The organism is Flavobacterium sufflavum (genome assembly GCF_004016525.1).
Lineage (GTDB): Bacteria > Bacteroidota > Bacteroidia > Flavobacteriales > Flavobacteriaceae > Flavobacterium > Flavobacterium sufflavum.
This window is the reverse complement of sequence record NZ_SACJ01000011.1, coordinates 100605-123551: the sequence shown is the minus strand read 5'-3', so window position 1 is coordinate 123551 and position 22947 is coordinate 100605. Positions and strand designations below refer to the sequence as shown.

Below are 22947 nucleotides of genomic sequence, written 5' to 3'. Positions count from 1 at the left end.
AATTAAAAATCTTTCCCTCTTAATCCTGTTACCAAACTAAAAGAATTGATATGTTGATCTTGCAAAATATCCATTACTTTTTTAATAACCGGATACTCTTCTTTAGCATCTCCCTTAATGGCAATTTGTAATTCTTGCTTGCTACCTTTTGCATTATTAAATTCATTGTTAGCAATACGAGCATTATAAACCCACTCTTTTACTTGATTATTCAATGAGTCCATTGGAATACCAGGTTGATCTGCTTTCACACGATCAGAAGCCTTCATGTCAATTATTTGCTTAAGATTTTGAATTGGCACACCAAAATCAGTCATCAAAGCGAACTTTTCTTTATCTTCTTCAGAAAAAGTAACACCAAACTTATCCCCCATTAATTCAAGGGTTCTCTTACGAACATCTCTACCTTTCAAGTCAAAGAAAACTCTATCTTTTCCATCTTTTTTACCAACAGTTAATGTTGCTAAATCAGACTCAGGTAATTTTGTTTGTACAGTAGATGCTGGTGTATCCACAGGCAATGCCTCAGGAACTTTAGCTGTAGCTGTCAAAATAAAGAAGGTAAGCAAAAGAAACGCAACGTCACACATCGCCGTCATATCTGTCGATGTCGACTTCTTTTTCATTTTTATTTTAGCCATTCTTTTTGTTTTTTATTTTGATATAAATATGATATCAAAAATGATTATTGTTTCAAACTTCCTCTGAATTTTCTGTAAGTATTAACGATTGTAGTACCTGCCTCATCAATAGAGTAAGTTAAATCGTCAATTTTTGCAGTAAAGAAGTTGTAAGCAACAATAGCTAAGATAGAAGTAGAGATACCTGTTGCAGTATTGATAAGTGCCTCAGAGATACCTGTTGCAAGAGCAGCTTGGTCAGGAGTTCCAGCAGAAGCTAACGCACCAAACGCTTTAATCATACCAGATACTGTTCCTAATAATCCTCCAAGAGTTCCTAAAGATACTAATGAAGAAATAATAGTCATGTTTTTCTCCAACATTGGCATTTCAAGAGAAGTTACCTCTTCGATTTCTTTATGAATAGTTTCAGAAGCTTCTTCACTGTTGAATCCTTCTTTTTTAACATCTTGATATTTCACTAATGCTGATTTAATTGCATTTGCAACTGAACCTTGTTGTTTGTCACAAGCAGCAATAGCATCTTCAATGTGACCACCTTTAATACTTGCTTGTACATTAGCCATAAAAGCGTCTAAGTTACCTTTTCCAGCTGCTTTAGAAATCACGAAGAATCTCTCAATAGAGAAAGTAATTACCATTAATAACATCCCTAATAAAACTGGAACTATAAATCCTCCTTTGTAAACCTGACCTAAAGTATTAATTGGGTGTCCTGTTTCTGGATTTCCACCCTCAAAGTTAGCTGGTGATCCCATGATAAATTTCCAAATCACAGTTCCTACCGCCACACATAATAAAATAATGATTCCTGAAACCATTCCTCCTCCTTTTGAACTGCTTTCTTTTTTAACGTTTGCCATTTTTTTTTAAATTTTAATAGTTTTAAATAATTTATTTTCTAGTTATAATTAACTTGTAGTCCCGCAAATTTATATGTTTCGTTCAAATAAAAAAATTTTTTTTCGTTATATTAAAATTAATCAATTAGAAAATAATATAAAAAAAACACAAGCTTTGTTTTTTTATCAATTTCTGCAAAGAAATTCGAAGATATTGACAAAAAAAATTATTAATTTGTGATTATATACAGTAATATTTCAACATTCAAATTCATAATATAAAATTATTTTTTTTCAACATTTAACAAAAAAAAAGGCTTAAAATTACAGTAAATACTAAATAAACAACTCCCAGAAACATCAAAAACGCTATAACACAACCTAAAAACAACAATAATCTATCATGAGCAACACCGAGAATTTTATACAAAACATCAATGAAGGATACCAATCTAAAGGAGAAAGCATCCTACTTGGAGGAGCAATTTTAAATGGAGAAGCCTTAAATAATGCTCAAATAAAAATCCCTTTAAAGACATTAAACAGACATGGACTAATTGCTGGAGCAACAGGAACCGGAAAAACGAAAACTATCCAAGTCTTATCCGAACAATTATCATCTTTTGGAATTCCTGTATTAATGATGGATATCAAAGGAGATTTTAGCGGTATTGCTAAAGAAGGAGAAGAAAAATCTTTTATCACCGAAAGACACAGCAAAATCAACATTCCATATAAAACGGCGAGTTTCCCGGTAGAATTACTAAGTCTATCCGAACAAAATGGCGTGCGCTTGAGAGCAACTGTATCTGAATTTGGCCCAGTATTGTTCTCCCGAATATTAGACTTAAACGATACCCAGGCAGGTGTTGTTGCTATTATATTCAAATATTGTGACGACAATAAAATGCCTTTACTTGACCTTAAAGATTTCAAAAAAGTCATTAATTACATTACCGAAGAAGGTAAAGATGAAATCACGGAGAGTTATGGCAAAATTTCGACTTCAACAACAGGGATTATTCTGAGAAAAATTATCGAATTAGAACAACAGGGTGGCGAATTGTTTTTTGGAGAAATGTCTTTTGATATTGAGGATTTAATGCGAATTGATGAAAACGGAAAGGGATACGTAAACATCCTTCGTTTAACAGACATTCAGGACAAACCCAAATTATTCTCCACTTTCATGTTAAGCCTACTGGCAGAAATCTACCAGCAAATGCCTGAAAAGGGCGATGCTGACCAACCTGAATTAGTCATCTTTATTGACGAAGCCCATTTAATTTTTAAAGAAGCCAGCAAAGCGCTATTGGAACAAATTGAAACTATTGTAAAATTAATCCGTTCTAAAGGAATTGGAATTTACTTTATCACTCAAAACCCAATGGATGTTCCCAGCGGAATCCTGGCTCAATTAGGCTTAAAAATCCAACATGCCCTGAGAGCCTTTACTGCCAATGACAGACAAGCCATAAAACAAACAGCTGATAATTACCCAAGCTCTGAATTCTATAACACCAGCGAACTGTTAACAAGTCTTGGAATTGGAGAAGCCCTGGTAACTGCATTGAGCGAAAAAGGAACTCCTACTCCATTAGCAGCCACTATGCTTCGGGCACCAATGAGCAGAATGGACATTTTAACCGAAAGCGAAATTCAGGAAATCAACAACAAATCTAAATTGGTAAAAAAATATAGCGAAAATATTGATCGCGAAAGTGCCTATGAAATGTTGAATAAAAAAATTACTGCTATCGAAGAAGAAAATACCAAAGAAGAAGAAAGTAAAGCGACTCAAACCAGAACTTCCAGTCAAGGACCAAGCACTACCGAGGTTGTAGGTAAATCAGTTTTAAAAGTACTTACAAGTGCTACTTTTATTCGTGGTGCTTTTGGAATTCTTTCTAAATTCCTGAAAAAGTAAATCAATTTCAATGACAAAAATCAATAACAACAGCAATGTCAAAATTTAATTTCAAAACTTGACATTGCTGTTGTTTTTTTTGAAATTGAGATTGCTACTAACATTGCAATAATTCTAAAATCTTATTTTCGACTTCGGGAGAATCCCAAATTGCATCAATGTTATCCATTTTTAAAACTTCTTCCATAATTGCATTTTGAAAATCACCAATAGCCAAAGCTTCCACATAGGGACGATCACTAAAAGTTACTCGACTATATAAAGGTACCCATTTATCAGGATGCTTTCTTGAAAACCATTTCTCAATTTTCTTTTGCATCAAAAATTTATCATCTGCGGTTTTAGAACTCATCTCCATAAAATTCCGATACGAAAGTTCTGCAATGGCATCAGCATTAGGTTTACGGGATTTTTGATATTCTGAAAAAATAGCTTCCCAATCTTCCCCATATTTCAAAATCATCTCATAAAGTACGGTTATGTCTTCAAAACCGGCATTCATTCCCTGCCCATAAAAAGGAACAATGGCATGACAAGCATCACCTATTAAAGCCACTTTATCAGTATAAGTCCACGGGAAACATTTCATAGTCACCAAAGTACTGGTAGGATTTTTAAAAAAATCTTCGGCTAAATCCGGAATCACTTCGATAGAATCCGGAAAGTTTTTTTCGAAAAAAGCTTCCACTTCTTTTCTATCGACCAATGAATCAAACGAATTCTCACCCTCAAAAGGCATAAACAAAGTACAGGTAAAACTGCCGTCAAGGTTAGGCAAAGCAATTAACATGTATTCGCCTCGCGGCCAAATATGAAATGAATTCTTATCTAACTTATGAGAACCATCAACATTTGCCGGAATATTCAATTCTTTATATCCAATATTTAAGAACTCTTGCGAATAATTAAACATACTCTGACGTTGCATACGATGGCGAATTCTTGAAAAAGCACCATCGGCGCCAAATACCATATTATATTTTCTCTCTTCCCACTCTCCCCTTTCTGTCTCACCAATATGTAAAGTTGCAGTTGCCAAAGTCACGTCCCAAACTTTATGCTCAAAGAAAAATTCTGCTCCGGCTTGTTCGGCAAGATCAATCATCTTTCGATTCAAAGTCCCTCTGGAAATCGAATATATAGATTCTCCTTCTTGACCGTAATTCTGAAATTTAAGACTATTCACAAGATGAATTGCCCGCTTATCCATTGGAATAGCAATTTCGCGCACTGCATCACCCACTCCTACTCCATCCAGTGCTTTCCATCCGCGATTAGACATCGCCAAATTAATAGAACGCCCTGAAAATTGTATTTTTCTAATATCCGGACTTCTGTCATAGATATGAACAACATGCCCTGCTTTTTTTAAATAAATAGCTAATAGTGACCCCACTAAGCCTGAACCTACTATCGCTATTTTTTTAGGAGTTTGCATTTTTATCTTATAAAGGTTAATCAAAATTACTGATTTATTATTTGAACAGCATTCAAAACTCCTGTTTTTCCCCGTAACAAACCGCACATGATATTTATCAGTTTTTAAACAAATGTATTTTACAAACTTTGCACAAATTATAATGAATGTATCAACATGACAAAAAATCTAAAAACATTACATAGCTTCCACATCCCAGTTATGGGGTTGGCTTACACGATAGACAGTCCTATTCGTGTAGCTCAATATGGAATTTCTTCGGTGATTTCGATTGCAGATGACGAACTGATAGAGAAAATGAATGCTTTTTATCATCAAAAATTCAATCTTCCATACCAAGAAATATCTCAAAAAGTAGCCGACTACAGAGCCAAACGGATTACTTCTTATTTGAATTTAGTAGACAAAATTGTAAAAGAAAAGTTTGAGAATTTCAAAAATGAGTTAGTCGAAAGCAAAGAAGCTTTAGAAAACTACATTGACCTTTTACCTAACAAATCTGAAATTAAAAAAGGCCTTCAAAACCTTATTGACGAAGGATTTCATTGGAAAGAAAACATCAAAAACTATATCGAAAAACACTTATCGGCTGGTGCCATTGATGTCAATATAATGACCAAATTAGACAAGGATAATTTCAATAAAGACGAACAATTGCCTGTAATTTTCAATGATGCCCACGCTGCACTTAGAGGTTTTGCTGAAAGTACAGTAAACTCATCTGTTGTTCTTTCAGCCGGAATGAATCCAAGATTGTACAGTTATTTTGAAAACTTCGCCGACTTTTATCCTGACGAAAACAACCAACTGAAAAAGAAAATCACCTTAAAAGTAAGCGACTTCCGATCGGCAATGATTCAGGGAAATTTTTTAGCTAAAAAAGGATTGTGGGTTTCTGAATACCGTATCGAATCAGGATTAAATTGCGGAGGACATGCCTTTTCAACTGACGGACTTTTACTAGGCCCAATCATGGAAGAATTCAGAGAAAAGAAAGAGCAACTTGTTCAATCGGCTCATGAATTAATGATTAAAGCCTTAGAACAAAAAGGAATGACAATTCCAGAATCACCTTTGGATTTAAAAATTACGGTTCAGGGTGGTGTAGGTACTTCGGAAGAACACAATTTTTTATTGGATTATTACCAAGTGGATTCTGTAGGCTGGGGTTCGCCTTTTTTATTGGTTCCGGAAGCCACTTCTGTAGACCAGGCAACCCGCAACTTATTAATTAATGCCAAGGAAGAAGATTTGTATTTAAGTCATATTTCACCATTGGGAGTTCCTTTCAATACTTTAAGAGGAACTACGAATGAAAAATTAAAACAAAAGCGAATTCAGGAAAACAAAGCAGGAAGCTCTTGTCCAAAAAAGTTTCTGGCACTCAACAAAGATGCTGAAGGCAAAGGAATTTGTACTGCCTCAAAAAAATATCAGGATGGAAAACTCGAGGAATTAGAAGAGAAAAGAAATACGATTTCAATTGAAAATTACGAAAAAGCAAAGCAACACATTACCGAAAAATCATGCCTTTGCGTAGGCCTGGCCAATGCTTCCTATTTAGAAAACAACATCAAAATAAAAGGGCAAGATCAAGGCGTAGTGATTTGTCCGGGTCCTAATATTGCTTATTTTGACCAGGAAGTTTCACTTGCAAAAATGATTCAGCATATTTACGGAAGCGCAACGATTCTAAGAAATACAAGCCGTCCTAATCTCTTTGTAAAAGAATTGAAAATGTATATCGATTATTTAAAAAATGATATCCAATCCATTACTGAAGAAATCAATGCTGCAAAAACCAAAAAACTGGAATCATTTAAAAACAATCTTTTAGAAGGAATCGAATATTATCAAAAATTATTTGTTAGTGTTCCTAATTTTGAAACCATCAAAAACGAAGCTTTAAATCAGCTTAATACTTACAAAAACGAATTATTTAACATTGAAATTCCAAAATTAGAAATGGCATAACACCAAAAAATAGTTTAAAACTATTTCACTTATTCCTTTTTTCAGCTACTAAAATATTTACCGCAAATTCGCAAATTAAAACCAAAAAACAGAATCTAAATGATTTGCGAATTTGCGGTATTTTTTTCTAGTATTTTAGTCTTGCAGACTTTAAGCACTTTAACTGCATAGTGGTTTAGTTATTTTTCCAATATTCCTCTTTTTAATATTTGTCCAAAACTGTACATATCTTCAAAAGAACAATAAAGTGGAACTGGCGCCAGCCGAATTACATTGGGTTCTCTCCAGTCAGTAATCACCCCATTTTTCATAAGATAATCAAATAAACTACGTCCTTCTCCATGAAGAAAAACAGATAACTGGCAGGCTCTTTCCGAAGGATTTGAAGGTGTAATAATTTCGAAACTGCTTGTTACTTCCTTGTCAATTTCATGAAGAATAAATTCTAAATAAGCCGTGATTCTATCTCTTTTCTCAATCAACGCATCCATTCCTATTTCGTCAAACATTTCTACCGAAGCCAGATAAGGAGCTAAAGACAAAACAGGTAAATTGCTAATTTGCCAACCATCGGCTCCCTGAATAGGATCGAAAACAGCTTCCATTTTAAATCGGCGTTCTTTATTGTGTCCCCACCATCCTGCAAATCTTGGCAACTCCTGATTATCATGATGTTTTTCGTGCACAAAACATCCCGAAGCGTTTCCCGGCCCGGAATTCATGTATTTATAACTACACCAAGCGGCAAAATCGACATTCCAATCGTGTAATTCTAATTTAATATTTCCGGCAGCGTGTGCTAAATCCCAACCTACATAAGCTCCTACTTCGTGTCCGGCAGCAGTAATAGTTTTCATATCAAAAACCTGTCCTGTGTAATAATTCACTCCGCCTATTAAGACCAAAGCCAATTCGTCTCCTACTTCTTTAATTTTGGAAATAACATCTTCTGTTCGAATGTTGTGTTTGCCTTCACGTCTTTTGACCTCAACAATTACTTCTTCGGGTTTTAAACCATGAAAATTGACCTGGCTTTGAAACATATATTGGTCAGAAGGAAAAGCTTTTTCTTCGCAAATAATCTTAAATCTATTTTTTGTAGGTCGGTAAAAAGAAACCATCAATAAATGAAGATTCACCGTAAGCGTATTCATAACGGTAACTTCCAACGGTTTTGCCCCCACAATCTTGCTCAATGGTTTTGCAAAACGTTCCTGATAATCCCACCAGGGTTTCTCGGCATAAAAATGTCCTTCGACAGCCAGATTAGCCCAATCATTCATTATTTCATCAACATAAGCCTTAGCTCTCTTAGGCTGCAAACCCAATGAATTTCCAGTAAAATAAATCACCTCCTTATCATTCACTTTTGGAAAATGAAATTCGTCCCTGTATTTATTTAAGCTATCCTGAGAGTCGAGCTGTTGGGCAAAAGCCCTAGTGTTTTCGAAAATCATAATTTGGTTTGGATTTTGTTTTGTAAAAATACTTAAAAAAGAAAAAACTAAATCACAAAGGCTTAGATGAAAATTAAAAACACAGTTATCATAACAAAATCGGGGCATCAACTGAATTAATTACGAACTGATTTCGAACAAAAACAAAAAAACTCGCCATTACTGACGAGTTTCTTTTATTGAATTAACCTTTTGGGTGATTAAAGGATTAACATTGCATCACCGTAAGAATAGAATTTATATTTTTCTTTGATAGCTTCTTCATAAGCTTTTTTCATCAAATCGTGTCCACAGAATGCTGAAATCATCATTAACAAAGTTGATTTTGGCGTATGGAAATTTGTAATCATACAGTTAGCCACACTAAAATCATGTGGAGGGAAGATAAACTTATTAGTCCATCCTTCGTAAGGATTCAATGTATTTGCAGAAGAAACTGAACTTTCAATAGCACGCATAGAAGTAGTTCCTACAGCACAAACACGTTTTCTTTTCCCTTTAGCTTCGTTAACGATATCGCAGGCTTCCTGAGTGATTTTTAATTCCTCAGAATCCATTTTATGTTTAGACAAATCTTCGACCTCAACAGGGTTAAAAGTCCCTAAACCTACGTGAAGAGTAACCTCAGCAAATTTCACTCCTTTTATTTCCAAACGTTTCAATAAATGTTTAGAGAAGTGTAAACCCGCTGTTGGAGCAGCTACAGCACCTTCTTCTTTAGCATAAATAGTCTGGTAACGCTCAGCATCTTCCGGAGTTACCTCTCTATTGATATATTTAGGAATTGGAGTTTCTCCAAGTTCAGTCAGTTTATTTCTGAATTCTTCGTAAGAACCATCGTAAAGGAAACGTAAAGTTCTTCCGCGAGAAGTAGTATTATCAATAACCTCAGCTACTAATGAATCGTCATCACCGAAATATAATTTATTCCCGATTCTGATTTTACGGGCCGGATCAACTAAAACATCCCAAAGACGTTGTTCAGCATTTAATTCTCTAAGCAAAAACACTTCGATTCTTGCTCCGGTTTTTTCTTTATTTCCGTATAAACGAGCAGGAAAAACTTTAGTATTATTTAAAATCATTACATCTCCATCGTCAAAATAATCGATAACATCTTTGAACATTTTGTGTTCGATAGTTTGTTTTTTACGATCAATAACCATTAAACGAGCTTCATCTCTGTTCTCTGCAGGAAATTCTGCAAGAAGTTCTTTAGGTAAATCAAATTGAAAATGTGATAATTTCATATATAGGTATTAAATTGTATGTTTTAGATTTTAGTTTCAAAAACAACTAAAAATCTTTCGGTTGCAAATATACGATTGTGAGATAGGCGTTGTCAAGTGTTTTGCTGTTTAATTTAGAATTAAAACAACAAAACCACAAATAACCAGCACTTTAGGCGTCTAACAAGAACTATTAACCAACTAAATCCGAAACTTTATAGCCTAATTTTTCCATATCATCCCAAAAATCGGGATAAGATTTAGAAACTACATCGGCATTTTCGATAATTATTGGCACTTTTAATGCTAATGGAGCAAAAGCCATTGCCATTCGGTGGTCGTTATAGGTTCCGATTTTTATATTCGAATTAATTTCTGAAGTAGCCACAAGAGTCAGGCTATCATTAGTAACAGAAATATTTGCACCGAGTTTGCTTAATTCAATTCGCAAGGCTTCCAATCTATCAGTTTCTTTAATTTTCAAAGTATGAAGACCTGTAAGATGACAACCAATTCCTAAACCAAGACAAGTAACCACTATGGTTTGAGCAATATCCGGGGTATTATTCAAATCGAAAGTAACATCTGTGTATTTGAATTTTTTAGTTTTAGTTAAGGTAATCGTATCAGCGTTGAATTGGGTTTCAACTCCCATTTCTTTATATATAGAAACTAAAGCTGAATCTCCTTGTAAGCTTGATTGTTTGTAGCTGGTTAATGATATATTAGCCTCATCAGACAATGCAGCTAAACTAAAAAAGTAAGAAGCTGAACTCCAGTCAGACTCTACAGTCATTACTTTAGATTCAACATCTTGTTTTGGCAACACCTTAATTATATTTCCTTCAAAACTGGTTTGGATATCCAAGTCATTCAACAACGCTAAGGTCATTTTGATATAAGGAATTGAAGTGATTTCTCCTTCCAATATCAATTCGATACCGTTTTCTAATTTTGGAGCAACCAATAATAAGGCTGAAATATACTGACTACTCACATTAGCAGCCATGGTTACCTTAGATTCGGTAATTTTTTGTCCTTTAATTCGAATAGGCGGATAACCTTCTTCTTTCAAGAAAGTGATATCTGCTCCTAATTGGCGTAATGCTTCAACTAAAATTTTCACAGGACGTTCCTGCATACGGCTGGATCCGGTTAAAACCACTTCGCGACCTTCTTTTACAGCAAAATAAGCCGTAAGAAAACGCATTGCTGTCCCGGCATGATGAATATCTACCACTTCTTCATTTCCGCTCAATGCCATTTGCATTACTTCGCTATCATCAGAGTTAGAGGTATTAGCCAAAGTAATATTAGGAAACAAAGCCTGCAATAATAACAATCTGTTAGTTTCGCTTTTAGATCCTGTAACCGCTATTTGAGCATTTAAATTAGAATGTGTTGTTTGTAGTAGTAAATTCATTTTTTAAATTATTAGTTGTGAATTATTAGTTATTGCCTATGAGCTTTAACTTAAATAATTTGAGGGCGCAATTTACCACTCACAATTCACAATTCATAATTCACAACTGATAATTATTTTAATTTTTCGTTGTTTTTATGACGGTCTTTATCACGAACTGATTTTAAATCCATTTTTTTATCAAAAGCTGCCTGCAAATCGATTCCTGTTTGATTTGCCAAACACAAAACTACAAAAACCACATCGGCTAGTTCTTCACCTAAATCTTTATTTTTATCACTCTCTTTTTCTGATTGCTCTCCATAACGACGCGCAATAATACGGGCTACCTCTCCTACTTCTTCGGTAAGCTGAGCCATATTTGTCAATTCATTAAAATAACGAACACCATGTTCTTTTATCCAGGTATCTACGTCTAATTGGGCGTTTTTTAAATTCATTATTATATTTTTTTAAGTACTATTTTTTCATGTTGCATTTCAATCATTTTTTGATAGAAGTCTTTTAAACCATCATAAAGATCTGCTGCAGCCATTCCTGTATTTACTTCTTTTGCAACCGTTATTTGAATACGATTTTCATTGACCATACTATTTACTGAAAAAACCAGCGATTTGTCTTCAGTTGCAATCTTCATCGGTTTAGGAATAGATTCCACCTGATAACCTTCAGGAATTTCAAAATTCAAATTGTATTTTTCTTGTCTCGGATAGCCAAAATAAATAGGCATTTTTCTTTTTTCCTGAACAAAAGGATTCTTATTCATCGTAAAAAACAATAGCGGATTTATAAACATCTTACCACCTATAATTTCGCAATGATTATTGCTTGCAAAAGTAAATCTTTCAACGACAGCTTTTGACAAATCGGTATTCTTATTTTCAATAGCATAGTCGCTGATCTCAATCCCGTTAAATTCATTTTCTTTTTTTTCCAGATAGTTCTCATTTTTCATATTCGCCTCTCTTTCCCTAAAAACAAGCGCCTCATAATCTGTTTTTTGCACCAAATATTTACCAGATATATTTCCATCTTTAGCCACAGCAACACTTAAATTATAATTCTCCTTAGATGGTTTACTAGGTACCAGTTTAATTTCTTCAGAAGTCCCGTCTTGTCTAATAAGTCTTCCATTCCAATTCAATACGCTTAGTGGCAAAACATTAGATGTAGTAAATTTATTGGTCGCATCTAATAAGATTTTCTCTCCATTAATTTCAACTGCGGCAATAACATAATTAAAAACGGTTCTGTTTGGAAAAACAGGAACACCATGTTCTCGCGTACTGACTAATACCGGATTAGCCGAAATCCCTGCCAAATTCAACATATTAATTAAATTAAAATTGATTTCGGCTACATTACCTGTCTTATCAAGATAAGCTTGTTTCACTCCCTTTTCGGTATAATAGCCAAAATCTCCGTTCCAATTCATTTTTTGCTGGATAAACTTAAAAACAGTTGTCATTTTATCTAATTCCGAAAGTGTTTTATCTTCTCGATTAAAAATAGCTCTTAAATCTTCTACAAGATATAATCGCTCCTGTAACTCTTTACCGAAACTCTTTTCTTCATAAATAATTTTAGCAACACCATCCCAGGTTTGAGAATAATCTTTCACTGGTTGATTAGGATATCTTGTTGCCTCTAATTCATATTGTAAAGAAGATTTATAATTATTCATATTATCCACATAGCTTTCTTTGACTAACGCAGGCACATCATCCACCTCAAATGTAGATTTTATTTGCTGGTAAATAATTGAATTTGTTTGTCTATACTCATTATCATAAGTTTGTGAAGTCTGCTCTAACTTCGAATTTGATTTCACATTGACATAACCCGTAAGAAGTTGTTTGTAAATAAAATATTCTGGTATTTCACTGCAATATTCTACATGATTTGCAGGAATAGGATATTGAATTTGAAATACGGGAAACTTAGTTAAATTCTCCGATGTAATTGTATATTTAAGTTCTATAACAGATCCTACTTTTACGTTTGGCATCGTTATAGTTGCTTTTTTCCAATTTTCATTCACATTCCCTTTAAAAGTACCTTCACTATTTAATTTAGTTTTTACTATACTTCCATTTTCAATATTATAAGTAATTCCATCAGCAAAGCGAACCGTTTCATCATTCAAATTCTGATATCCAATATAATATGGAATTTCAAAATTAGCCCACTCCAAGCCCTCTTTTTTATAGATTTTAATTCTTATTTTGATTTCATGATTAGCAAAAAAACCTTTCTTAATATCATAATTAAAATAAGTCCTGCCTTTTTTAAACAATACGGCTGCAACAGCTGACGAGTCCTTAGGATGTACTTTCTCCTGAAGTTCAGATATTGATACCTTTCCTAAATCAAACTTTTGAGATTGAACACTTAAAGTAAATATCAAAAAAAGACTGAACGAGATAATTGATTTTAATTTCATAAATTTTAAATTTTCACAATAACAATTTTCTCATTCTGTTTTTCAATCATTTTTTGATAATATGATTTTAAAGCTACATAATCTTGAGAAAGAACTATAGAAGAATTGATTTGATTTGAAACTGAAATCTGAATAGTATTTCCTTGTAAATTAGCCAAATACTTAAACACACCTAAATCCCCATTCATTGTTAATGTTATCGATTGAGGTAAATTCTCCACTTTGAACCCCTCTGGTATTTGAATATTTATTGCATATTTATCCTGAAAAGGAAAACCATAATCTACAGGATATTCTCTATTTTCCTGTTTAAACGGATTTTGTTTTCGGGCAAAAAACAACATTGGATTAATATAAATTTTCCCTCCTATCAACTCGCTTAAATTATTCCCCACAAAAGAATAAGACTCTATCACTGGTAAGTTAAAATCTTTTTCATTTTGCAGAGAATATTCTTTTATCTCAATTTTACTATTGGTATTTTCTAATTTTTCAAGATAAGCATCCTCTTTAATATCTTTAATTTCTCCTCTAAACAACATAGCATTATGGGCTGTCTTTTGATTCCTTAACTTTCCTAAAACTTCACCTTTATCATTAACTGAATAGAGCATTGTTTTAAGTTCTACAGATGCTTTTTTAGGCATTAAATCCACCGGCATAGAAGTTCCGTCTTTACGTATCAATCTTCCTAACCAATTTAAAGTTCTAAAAGGCAAAACATCTGGTGTAGAAAAAGGGTCTGAAGCATCCAACAAAATCACATCATTTCCATTTTCTATTGCTGCAATAACGTAATTAAAAGCGGTTCTGTTAGGAAAAAAAGAAATCCCATTAGATCGTGTACTCACTAAAACCGGATTCGCATTTAAACCTGCGTAACGCAACATTGCAGTAAGCATTAAATTTATTTCAGCAATATTTCCCGTTTTATCCTTATAGGCTTTCCTTACCCCATCATTACAGGAATAACCGTAGTAATCATTCCATTTTACTGTCGATTTTACAAATTTTAAAATGGCATTAATTTTTTCATCCTGAGTGTTTAATCCCGCAATAACAGCTTTCAAATCATCTTCAAAATAACCTGTTTTATTTAATTCAGGACCAAAATCATCATACTCATATATAGTTTTTACTACAGCATCCCAGTCTGTTGAATACATTTTAGGCATAGCATTAGGGAACTTAGTCATTGATAATTCCTGCTCTAAACTGGTAGTATAATTTCTAACATTATTTACAAATGCCTCCTCTTTAATTGCTGGCATATTTTCAGCCAAATAAGTTGTTCTGGTTTCGATGTAATTTATATTATCGCTATTAAAATTAGTAGTTGCAGCCCCCATTCTCGAAACAACTCGTTCTTTAGAATTAATGGTTAACATTTTGTTTGATTTTGCAACCGTTATTTCAGGCCTTATAAATCCTTTTACATTAGTGTTAAAAACAAAATACTCAGGCACATAATTAATATATTCTGAACGATTCACAGGAATATCAGACTGAAAATACCAATCCCTGGGATTTCCAATATTAGGCGAATGCAAAGAATATTCATATTCAATAATCGAACCTTCTTTTACATTAGGCATAGTTATCTTTTTTTGTCCCCAATATTTATTTATCACCTCATCAAACTCTCCATCATTCTTAAGTTTTGTTTTCTCTATTTTACCATCAACCAAATTATACGTTACAGCCTCAGAAAACGAAATCTTTTCTCTCATATTATTAACCAAATAATAACGAAATGCTTTATTAGCCCATTTATAACCTTCTTTTTTATAAATTTTAATTCTTGCTTTAACCACTAATTCTATTTCAAAACCACTCCCTTGATTGTAAATCAATCTATTCTCTGCTTTTTCAAAAAGCACTGCCGCAACTGCTGATGAATCTTTAGGATGTACTTTTTCATTTAATTCTTCGATTGAAACTTTTCCTAATCGAAAATCTTGTGCTTTAGAACTAAAAACTACTGAAAACAGTATAATGGCAGCTATTAAAAATTTGAATCTCATTTGGTTTAGATTTTGGTTAAAATAATTTTGGCATTGTCATTTCTGGAAACTTGTTCCATAAAAAGACGGTATTGGTCATATTCAGTATTAGGATAAAATCCTTTGTGGATATATAAAGTTCTTTTATAAACTAAATGAGTGGCATCTTTTTTTATGATTTCAGTCTTATAATCCCCAAACTTAGAATTCGATTCAAAATTGGATGGAAGAAATTCGATTGCAAAACCAAATGGCAATACAACTTCTACCTCATCAACATCTACGTATCCACGCTGAATCTCGAATGGATTTTTACGGTTTCTAATTCGCTTTACGGAACCCGAAAATTGATTGTAAGCATTAAGAGGAAAAATCATTTTTGCCCCCGAAATAGAGGCATAATTATTCGCATTTACATCTAAACTCTCTACAAAGGCTATTTTTTCTTTATCATTAGAGAAATTAATTTTAGCCAATTTTAAATTATTGATATTACTCCAATATTCTTTATAATGTGTTTCCTTTTCATTAGGCTGACTATTTTCTAAGCTAGCTTTGTTACTGTATTGAGAACCTTCTGAAGCAATTGTTATCCTTCCTGATAAATTGCCTTGCTCATCAATACTATAAGCTCCTTTACTATTTTGCAAATTACCTTTATCCTCATAAATTTTAGTTTGGACTATTTCTCCACCGGTTGGTTTTATAACTAATACAGTCCTATCATCGGTAAATTTACCCTGATACCCAAAAGGATCATCCTGACTTGTACACTCTAACCATATATAATCATTCCCATTAGGTATTGCTAAAATCATGTGATTTCCTTGTATAGAAACAAAATCGGTTTCAATATTCCTTTTATAAGGATCTCCATAAAGAATCGTGTTATAGGAAGGCACACCAACGACATCCAAAAGCGCTCTGGTATAATTTGTTAATGCCTTGCAATCTCCATAACCCAATCGATCAACATCATCGGCCAGCATAGGTTTCCATCCTCCTATACCTACCTGAATACTAACATATCTTGTTTTTTTCTGAACATAGTCATAAATCAACTTAGCTTTTTTTATTGGATCTGTTTCATTTCCTACAAGAGTTTTTATTTTAGCAACTGTTTCAGGAGATAATTGAGTAGTTCCTTTCAAAATTTCGTCATAATACCATTTCCCAAATTCATTCCAAGATTTTGCAGTTCCGTCTTCTCCTTCTAGATTAAAACTTTCTAAGCCCATCAACAATCTGGGGAAAATAACGGAAACAGCGCAATAAGGCTCTTGTTTTTGAGCTAAAATCCCAGTAGCTTTATAACTCAACTGTGTAGAAGTATCAGTTGTTTTCTGAATATTAAAACCCTTAAAATTAAATTCTTTTTTCTTGAAGCCAAGATTATTTGGATAAGTAACATTTAAAATACTCTGTTCCACTCCCACAAGATAATCCTTAACAGGAAACCAACCAGGTATAAAGGCAGTATTTGAATTTTCTACTTCACTGTCATAAATTACAGTAAAAGGATATTGTGTAGGAGTATAATCCAGATAAATATACCTGGCATCCGAAAAAAGAGTGCTGCCGCTTATAGCACTCACATCTTTAAAATCTTTCCTTTTTATTTTCTTAATCTCGTTTCCCAGAGGATCAATTACTCGTACTTCAACATTCTTAACTGAAGTTGTTTTGTCATAATTTTCAAAAGCATCTACAGCAGACAAACCATTTTCATTGAAAACAGTAATAACCCTTTTAGTTTTAACATTCATGCTTCTTTGCGAAGAAATAATGACATCTATTTGGTTCAATCGAACAACAGCATTGGCATTTTCTTTTAAACTGTCAGCAATAAGTGAAACAGGAAATTCATTTTTTTGTGCCTGAAGTTTAAAGCCAAAAAACATTAAAAATATTGCAAATTGAAGAATTCTGATTTTCATAAAAGATTTTGAGAATATTAATAATTACCAAAGTGAGGAAAAGAAAAAACCATAAATATCCACAAGGTATTTATGATACTATTTTTGGTTTTTTAATTATTCTTGGTTCTCAAAAATAAAACAAATCATACAAAATACAAATAAAAATTTATATTTTTTTTAACAAGAAATACTCATTAAGAGATAATCAAAAGGACTGGAGAAAACAGCTATCATCATACTATTTTCAAAAAAGAAAAAAATTATAACAGCTGTAGATTAATTAAGTATTAAACAGAAATCAGATAACAAAAACTGATTAATTATTCTTTGCAACTAACTCCATAATTGCTTCATACAACTCTTCAGACTCAAAAGGCTTAGAAATGTATCTATCTATTCCCACAGCTTTACATGCTTCGGTAACAGAGCCAGTTACCACGGCTGACAATGCAATAATGGGAATATTTTTTTTAGTATGATCTTTCAAACTTCGAATTGCAGAAGTAGCTTCGTAACCATTCATGATTGGCATCATCAAATCCATTACAACCACATCAAAATCTTCCTGAATAACCTTCTCAACAGCTAACTTTCCATTGTCAACCGCCACACAATCAAAATTAAAATTGGACAATATTTTTTGCACTAAAAGTTGATTGATGCGATTATCTTCAGCCAATAATACTTTAATTGTTTTGTCTACATCAACTGCGGCAACATTCTTGTTTTCTTTTTCAAGAAAGGATTTTGATGCCGAAAAATTATAATCATTTTTAGGAAAAGGGAGCGTTATAGTAAATTTAGTCCCAACATTTAATTTGCTTTTAACATCAATCTCTCCATTCATAATATTGACAATCTTCTTAATAATGGTCAATCCTAATCCTGTACCACCATATTTTCTAGAAGTGTCATTACTAACCTGAACAAAAGGATTAAAAATACCTTTTAATTTATCAGGCGGAATTCCTATCCCTGAATCCTTTACTATAATTTTAATGATATAAAATTCATCTTCCTCTTCCTGAAATTTAATTTTCAATCTAATCTTCCCTTTGGCAGGAGTAAATTTGACTGAATTACTAATTAAATTAAAAAATATCTGAGAAATTCTAACTGAATCACCATTTAAAACCAAAGGCACTTTTTTATCAATATCAATTTTAAAATCAATTTCCTGTTCTTCTATTTTAATCAAAAAAGTATCATGTACTAACCGGGTAAGCTGAACTAAATTAAAAGGTTTATTAGATAAGGTAAATTGTCCCGATTCTATTTTTGCTAAGTCTAAAATATCATTGATAATTACGCGTAAAATATCCCCGGACATCTTAATGTATTCTAATTGTTTAGTCCTTTCCGGATCCAAAGACGAATCCTTCAACAACAAATCAGTAAACCCTAAAATCCCATTAAGAGGCGTGCGAATTTCATGACTCATATTTGACAAGAATTGATCTCTTGCTATAGCCAATTGCTCTGAACGATCTTTCTCTTCTACTAATTTTTCATTGATAGTTTCTACTAATTTCTTAGAAACCATAGCCGATTTCAATTCTTCAATATAAGTATTGAAACCCATACAAAAAACATCTAATTCGTCATTAGCTTCTGAAATAGGCAGATAGTTAAAAAAATCTCCCGCAAAACAATTAGATATATGTTCGACAATAATTCCTGTTCTTTTCTTTTTAGACTCAATTTTTTCGGCTAAAAACAGTAATTCTTCATAAACATCATCTAAACTATCTCCATGAGTTAATTGCTCCTGAAACTCATCTTGGTTTATAGAACGCACTAAGGCTAATATTTTTTCTAGTTTAGACATTTGATTCTTTTAGGTTCAAATTGAATGGTATTAACTTTTTCTCTAACTTAACGAAAAAGTAAAACAATTATTACGTATTAAAAAATAAATATAAGAAATATCTTTTAAAAACAAATTGAGTTATTGTTAAATTAAAAAATTATTCCTACACTTATTTCATATCTTTTTCTTTTATCTCTAACAGCCATTCTAAAGCTTTCTCTTTATTGGTAAAAACCAGAAAAGGCATAATGGGCTTTTTTAATTTAATATAAGTATTATAAATATACTTTGTTATATGCGAATTCACCAATACAGCAACCGATTTCAAATAATTTTGACCGTATTTATCGGCATAATCGCGAGCTTCTTTAGTAATGTATTTCACATTTCCTAAATCATATAACCAATATTGATTTTCTCCACCTGAAATTTCTTCTCTAAGACTGACCACTCCTTTCATCCTTTCAATATCAATTTCCACCCCCTCCTGAAATCTTGAAAACAAAATTCCATTCTCTAACCAAAACTCTATATAGTAGTTTCTAACCGAATTTACTTTCATATGTTGCTATCCATTATTTTTTTCTGTCAATTAAATTAGTATGATTTCATTCATTATAACTAAATTCAGATTGATTAAAGCTGTTCGTTTTTTCTCTTTAATTCGTTTAGCCAATTAACCGCATCTTCTTTTTTAGTAAAACCTTTTAAAGGAACTACGGGATTTTTCAACATCATAAATGTATTGAGAATAAATTTAGTTATATGAGAATTTAAAACTACCGCACAGACATATAAATAATCCTGCCCATATTGATCAGCATAATCGCGGGCATCCTTCTCATAGGATTTAATTCCATTAAAATCATAACACCAATACTGCTTCTTACCATCGGATATCTCATGGCGTAAATCAATTATGGCCTTTATGTTCTCTAAATTACCATTAGTTATTTTTTTAAATTGAGAAAACAGAATACCATCTTCTATCCAAAATTTAATAAAATCATTTTCCACTTCTTTCATATTCATTTATTTTTATTTTTTGACTTTATTTCCAACAACCATTCTACTGCTTTTTCTCTATCGGTAAATACCTGAAAAGGAAAACCAGGTGATTTTAATTTCACATACATATTAAATATAAACTTTGTAACATGTGAATTCACCATCATTGCATTAGCATAAATAAAATCTTGACCATATTTTTCCGCATAATCTCTTGCTTCTTTATTGAGGGAAACTATTTTTGTACCATCCATACACCAATATTGATTCTTATTATTCGAAATTTCATGCCTTAATTCTATTAATTTAGACATAATTTTTAAATCAATTTCAATAGGTTCTTTAAGCTCATTAATTAACACTCCATTTTCAAACCAAAATCGCGCATATTCATTTTCCACCATTTCCATTTTTTTTAAATATTTGAATACGATTCAATTAATTCCAGATTATAGGTTTCATCTACTTTTAGATAAGCCCATGTAGGAATTGTCAAAGCTAAATATTTTTGCTTTTCAAAATCAGCTGTCAAGCCTAAATAAGTAACTTTTTTATTTAGATCGTTTCCTCTTTTCACCATTTGAAACATGGCTTGCTTATATATATGATGCGTATCAATATAATCATAATCCAATCCAACGATTAAAGGACAATAGTGATCATCACCAATATGACCAAAGATAACGGCAACTACCTGATTATTTTCTTTTAGGCTAATTTCAATAAATTCCCATTCTTCGTATTTAGAAAGAACTTTGGCCATTTTTTGGGGATATTGAAAAAAGTTAAATGAGTAATTGGCATTTTTGACGTTTTCAAACAAATCAAAATATTGAGTTGCCTCCTCATCTGTTATTTGATTTTTAATTTTAATATCAAACTTATCCAGATGCCTGATAGCATGTTGCTTAATATTATCTCGTTTTTTTCTGGATTTTATTAATTCCATTAATTCATCGGTGGTTTCCCACTTAGGATTCTTGATAACATTAGTGTTTGGCATTCGAATTTTCGCATAACCTTCATCCTCTATGATTTGGCTTAACGCATTTCCCTCTTCAAAATCTCTAAAAATAACTACTGTTGCATTGATATCTTTTTTTACTTTGGAAACATAATCAAATAGATGATTTACCGAATTTCTCCATTCAGGATGTTCAACGTCCAGATAAATAAAATCACCCTCACAAAACAGAGAACCCATCGCCAATGTTTTTGAACATAAATAATAAGGAATGCTTTTACGCACTTCTTCTATTTGTTTTGATACATTTTCTTGTGCCAACATATCATCCTTATAAATGGCTCCTGTAAAAAATGTTGCCAATACTATTTTACCAACTTTGTCTTTTACTATAATATAATGAAAACTCCAGTTCTCTTCCGGTTTTTCATTATTGGAAAATATTTCTTCCATAGCCTGCATTCCAGAATGGGTGATGTTTCCTCTATCCTTAAACATCAAATCCCAATCCGCAGCATTTATGTCATGTATTGTTGTATATTCTTCGACAACTAAGTTCGAATTATTTGTTGATTCAACTAATGAATTATTTTCATTTTTTTGGAAATGATATCCAAACTCCGCATACACTCTTTCAACACTATCTCCTTCTTCTTCAATAGCCTTGGGTAAATGATAAGCCATTGCATCGGTAAATAAGTCAATATCGGCTTTGGTATTGTGACACGTCAATGTAAATCGCAAGCCTGATTTATCGTTAGGAACCACAGGAAATGTAGCCGTGTTTACATAAATCCCTTCTTCTAGAATTCGATGAACAAAATTACGGGTTACCTTATTCAAACCACTTCCAATAAAATAAATAGGGGAATCAGGCGATGAAATATTCGTGAGATTTTTTTCTTTCAATCTCATATTCATATAATTCATCAATTCTTTTAATTCTGATTGATATTTATAAATATCATTAGAAAGATGAATTTTTGCAGAAGCTATTGCTGCTCCTACATTAGCCGGAGACAATGGATGAGAATAACTTAATGGCCCTCCAAAGATATCTGTTCTTCGATACATTTCGGGATCCGCAAAAATGGCCGTTCCTCCAACACAGCCAAAACCTTTGGCAAGTGTTGATATTATAACAATACGCTCACTAACTCCCAATCGATTATAGATATAACCTGCTCCATTTTTTCCATCCCAACCCATTCCATGTGCGTCATCAAAATACAAATGTAACTTTGGGTATTTATCAAGCAATTTTTTTAAAATAGTGGTATCCGGTAAATCACCATGCATCGAATAAACACCATCCGCCATATACCAAATACGCTTGTATTTATTGTAGTTTTCGCGAATCATTTCCTCTAACATTTCATAATTAGAATGCCTGACCATTTTTACTTCTGTCCCTTGTAATTTCATGTTTTTACAAGGAAATTGCACGCTAAAGTGGACTTGTTGATCTAGTATTATTAAATCATCCGATTTAATAATTGTAGCGATAACAGAAATATGAGCATTTGAAGTTGAAGTATAACAGATAACTTTATTGCCATCAAATATTTGAGACATCAACTCCTCTAACTCCTGAATGTAAGTGGGACGAATGTATGCCCTGGACATGGATAATTGCGTACCAAATTTCTTGGTCAATTCCATTGAATTGAATATTAAATCAGGATGCATTTCTAAGCCCAAATAACCACAGGTTCCAAAATTGATTAAATCTCTGCCTTTGATAATAAATTTTTCACCATTAAAACTTTGTTCTTCAGAATTAATATGCATAATCCCTTTTTCTTTCGCAGAAGTCCATACATTATCAACAACATCTAAGTAATTATTGTGGTTTATTTTTGCCAAAAT

General features: G+C 32.6%; 17 protein-coding genes. 2 read left to right on the top strand and 15 right to left on the bottom strand.

Annotated features, from left to right (window positions below; genetic code table 11):
• Positions 1–2: 2 nt before the first annotated feature.
• On the bottom strand, positions 3–641 hold the full coding sequence (locus tag EOD40_RS15025; RefSeq protein ID WP_128196909.1) for an ExbD/TolR family protein: 639 nt from the start codon (positions 639–641) through the stop codon (positions 3–5).
• 44 nt (positions 642–685) lie between these two features.
• A complete protein-coding gene (locus EOD40_RS15020) occupies positions 686–1504 on the bottom strand; it encodes a MotA/TolQ/ExbB proton channel family protein (RefSeq protein WP_128196907.1) in 819 nt (272 codons plus the stop codon).
• A 382-nt stretch (positions 1505–1886) separates the two neighbouring features.
• Here EOD40_RS15020 and EOD40_RS15015 point away from each other — a divergent pair, with 382 nt between their 5' ends.
• Positions 1887–3410, top strand: a complete 1524-nt coding sequence (locus EOD40_RS15015; RefSeq protein WP_128196906.1) for a helicase HerA-like domain-containing protein — start codon at positions 1887–1889, stop codon at positions 3408–3410.
• Positions 3411–3507: 97 nt separating this feature from the next.
• Here the strand turns inward: EOD40_RS15015 and EOD40_RS15010 are convergent, their stop codons facing one another.
• Positions 3508–4848 (bottom strand): FAD-dependent oxidoreductase, encoded by a 1341-nt coding sequence (locus tag EOD40_RS15010; RefSeq protein WP_128196904.1) that lies wholly within the window; start codon positions 4846–4848, stop codon positions 3508–3510.
• 156 nt (positions 4849–5004) lie between these two features.
• On the opposite strand from EOD40_RS15010, the gene EOD40_RS15005 reads away from it, so the two are divergent.
• Positions 5005–6822 (top strand): hypothetical protein, encoded by a 1818-nt coding sequence (locus tag EOD40_RS15005; protein ID WP_128196902.1) that lies wholly within the window; start codon positions 5005–5007, stop codon positions 6820–6822.
• A gap of 179 nt (positions 6823–7001) precedes the next feature.
• Here the strand turns inward: EOD40_RS15005 and kynU are convergent, their stop codons facing one another.
• From kynU to EOD40_RS14945, 12 genes are all read right to left on the bottom strand, one after another.
• A complete protein-coding gene (gene kynU / locus EOD40_RS15000; RefSeq protein WP_128196901.1) occupies positions 7002–8279 on the bottom strand; it encodes a kynureninase in 1278 nt (425 codons plus the stop codon).
• Between the two features lie 200 nt (positions 8280–8479).
• Positions 8480–9529: a tRNA preQ1(34) S-adenosylmethionine ribosyltransferase-isomerase QueA gene (gene queA / locus EOD40_RS14995; protein WP_128196899.1), complete on the bottom strand. Its 1050-nt coding sequence runs from the start codon at positions 9527–9529 to the stop codon at positions 8480–8482.
• Between the two features lie 172 nt (positions 9530–9701).
• A complete protein-coding gene (gene aroA, locus EOD40_RS14990) occupies positions 9702–10931 on the bottom strand; it encodes a 3-phosphoshikimate 1-carboxyvinyltransferase (RefSeq protein ID WP_128196897.1) in 1230 nt (409 codons plus the stop codon).
• A gap of 113 nt (positions 10932–11044) precedes the next feature.
• Complete coding sequence (locus EOD40_RS14985; protein ID WP_035661076.1) at positions 11045–11371, bottom strand: nucleotide pyrophosphohydrolase; 327 nt, start codon at positions 11369–11371, stop codon at positions 11045–11047.
• A gap of 2 nt (positions 11372–11373) precedes the next feature.
• The gene (locus tag EOD40_RS14980; protein WP_128196896.1) at positions 11374–13374 is read right to left on the bottom strand and encodes a DUF3857 domain-containing protein; all 2001 of its coding nucleotides are present in this window, start codon (positions 13372–13374) and stop codon (positions 11374–11376) included.
• 5 nt (positions 13375–13379) lie between these two features.
• Positions 13380–15398, bottom strand: a complete 2019-nt coding sequence (locus EOD40_RS14975) for a DUF3857 domain-containing protein (protein ID WP_128196895.1) — start codon at positions 15396–15398, stop codon at positions 13380–13382.
• A 5-nt stretch (positions 15399–15403) separates the two neighbouring features.
• Complete coding sequence (locus EOD40_RS14970; protein WP_128196894.1) at positions 15404–17314, bottom strand: DUF3857 domain-containing protein; 1911 nt, start codon at positions 17312–17314, stop codon at positions 15404–15406.
• Positions 17315–17612: 298 nt separating this feature from the next.
• Positions 17613–19124, bottom strand: a complete 1512-nt coding sequence (locus EOD40_RS14965) for an ATP-binding protein (RefSeq protein WP_128196893.1) — start codon at positions 19122–19124, stop codon at positions 17613–17615.
• Between the two features lie 151 nt (positions 19125–19275).
• Positions 19276–19668, bottom strand: coding sequence for a SpoIIAA family protein (locus tag EOD40_RS14960; protein ID WP_128196892.1), 393 nt, complete (start codon positions 19666–19668; stop codon positions 19276–19278).
• A gap of 74 nt (positions 19669–19742) precedes the next feature.
• Complete coding sequence (locus EOD40_RS14955; RefSeq protein WP_128196891.1) at positions 19743–20132, bottom strand: DUF7793 family protein; 390 nt, start codon at positions 20130–20132, stop codon at positions 19743–19745.
• A 2-nt stretch (positions 20133–20134) separates the two neighbouring features.
• The gene (locus tag EOD40_RS14950; protein WP_128196889.1) at positions 20135–20524 is read right to left on the bottom strand and encodes a DUF7793 family protein; all 390 of its coding nucleotides are present in this window, start codon (positions 20522–20524) and stop codon (positions 20135–20137) included.
• A gap of 5 nt (positions 20525–20529) precedes the next feature.
• Positions 20530–22944 (bottom strand): aminotransferase class I/II-fold pyridoxal phosphate-dependent enzyme, encoded by a 2415-nt coding sequence (locus EOD40_RS14945; protein ID WP_128196887.1) that lies wholly within the window; start codon positions 22942–22944, stop codon positions 20530–20532.
• Positions 22945–22947 lie beyond the last annotated feature (3 nt).

Bases quoted from the DNA above. Each gene is read 5' to 3' on its own strand.
- EOD40_RS15015 (WP_128196906.1), top strand. From the start codon at position 1,887: ATGAGCAACACCGAGAATTTTATACAAAACATCAATGAAGGATACCAA.
- EOD40_RS14960 (WP_128196892.1), bottom strand. From the start codon at position 19,668: ATGAAAGTAAATTCGGTTAGAAACTACTATATAGAGTTTTGGTTAGAG.
- EOD40_RS15020 (WP_128196907.1), bottom strand. From the start codon at position 1,504: ATGGCAAACGTTAAAAAAGAAAGCAGTTCAAAAGGAGGAGGAATGGTT.
- EOD40_RS15010 (WP_128196904.1), bottom strand. From the start codon at position 4,848: ATGCAAACTCCTAAAAAAATAGCGATAGTAGGTTCAGGCTTAGTGGGG.
- EOD40_RS14980 (WP_128196896.1), bottom strand. From the start codon at position 13,374: ATGAAATTAAAATCAATTATCTCGTTCAGTCTTTTTTTGATATTTACT.
- EOD40_RS15025 (WP_128196909.1), bottom strand. From the start codon at position 641: ATGGCTAAAATAAAAATGAAAAAGAAGTCGACATCGACAGATATGACG.
- EOD40_RS15005 (WP_128196902.1), top strand. From the start codon at position 5,005: ATGACAAAAAATCTAAAAACATTACATAGCTTCCACATCCCAGTTATG.
- EOD40_RS14970 (WP_128196894.1), bottom strand. From the start codon at position 17,314: ATGAAAATCAGAATTCTTCAATTTGCAATATTTTTAATGTTTTTTGGC.
- EOD40_RS14965 (WP_128196893.1), bottom strand. From the start codon at position 19,124: ATGTCTAAACTAGAAAAAATATTAGCCTTAGTGCGTTCTATAAACCAA.
- EOD40_RS14955 (WP_128196891.1), bottom strand. From the start codon at position 20,132: ATGAAAGAAGTGGAAAATGATTTTATTAAATTTTGGATAGAAGATGGT.
- EOD40_RS14985 (WP_035661076.1), bottom strand. From the start codon at position 11,371: ATGAATTTAAAAAACGCCCAATTAGACGTAGATACCTGGATAAAAGAA.
- EOD40_RS14975 (WP_128196895.1), bottom strand. From the start codon at position 15,398: ATGAGATTCAAATTTTTAATAGCTGCCATTATACTGTTTTCAGTAGTT.
- queA (WP_128196899.1), bottom strand. From the start codon at position 9,529: ATGAAATTATCACATTTTCAATTTGATTTACCTAAAGAACTTCTTGCA.
- kynU (WP_128196901.1), bottom strand. From the start codon at position 8,279: ATGATTTTCGAAAACACTAGGGCTTTTGCCCAACAGCTCGACTCTCAG.
- EOD40_RS14950 (WP_128196889.1), bottom strand. From the start codon at position 20,524: ATGGAAATGGTGGAAAATGAATATGCGCGATTTTGGTTTGAAAATGGA.
- aroA (WP_128196897.1), bottom strand. From the start codon at position 10,931: ATGAATTTACTACTACAAACAACACATTCTAATTTAAATGCTCAAATA.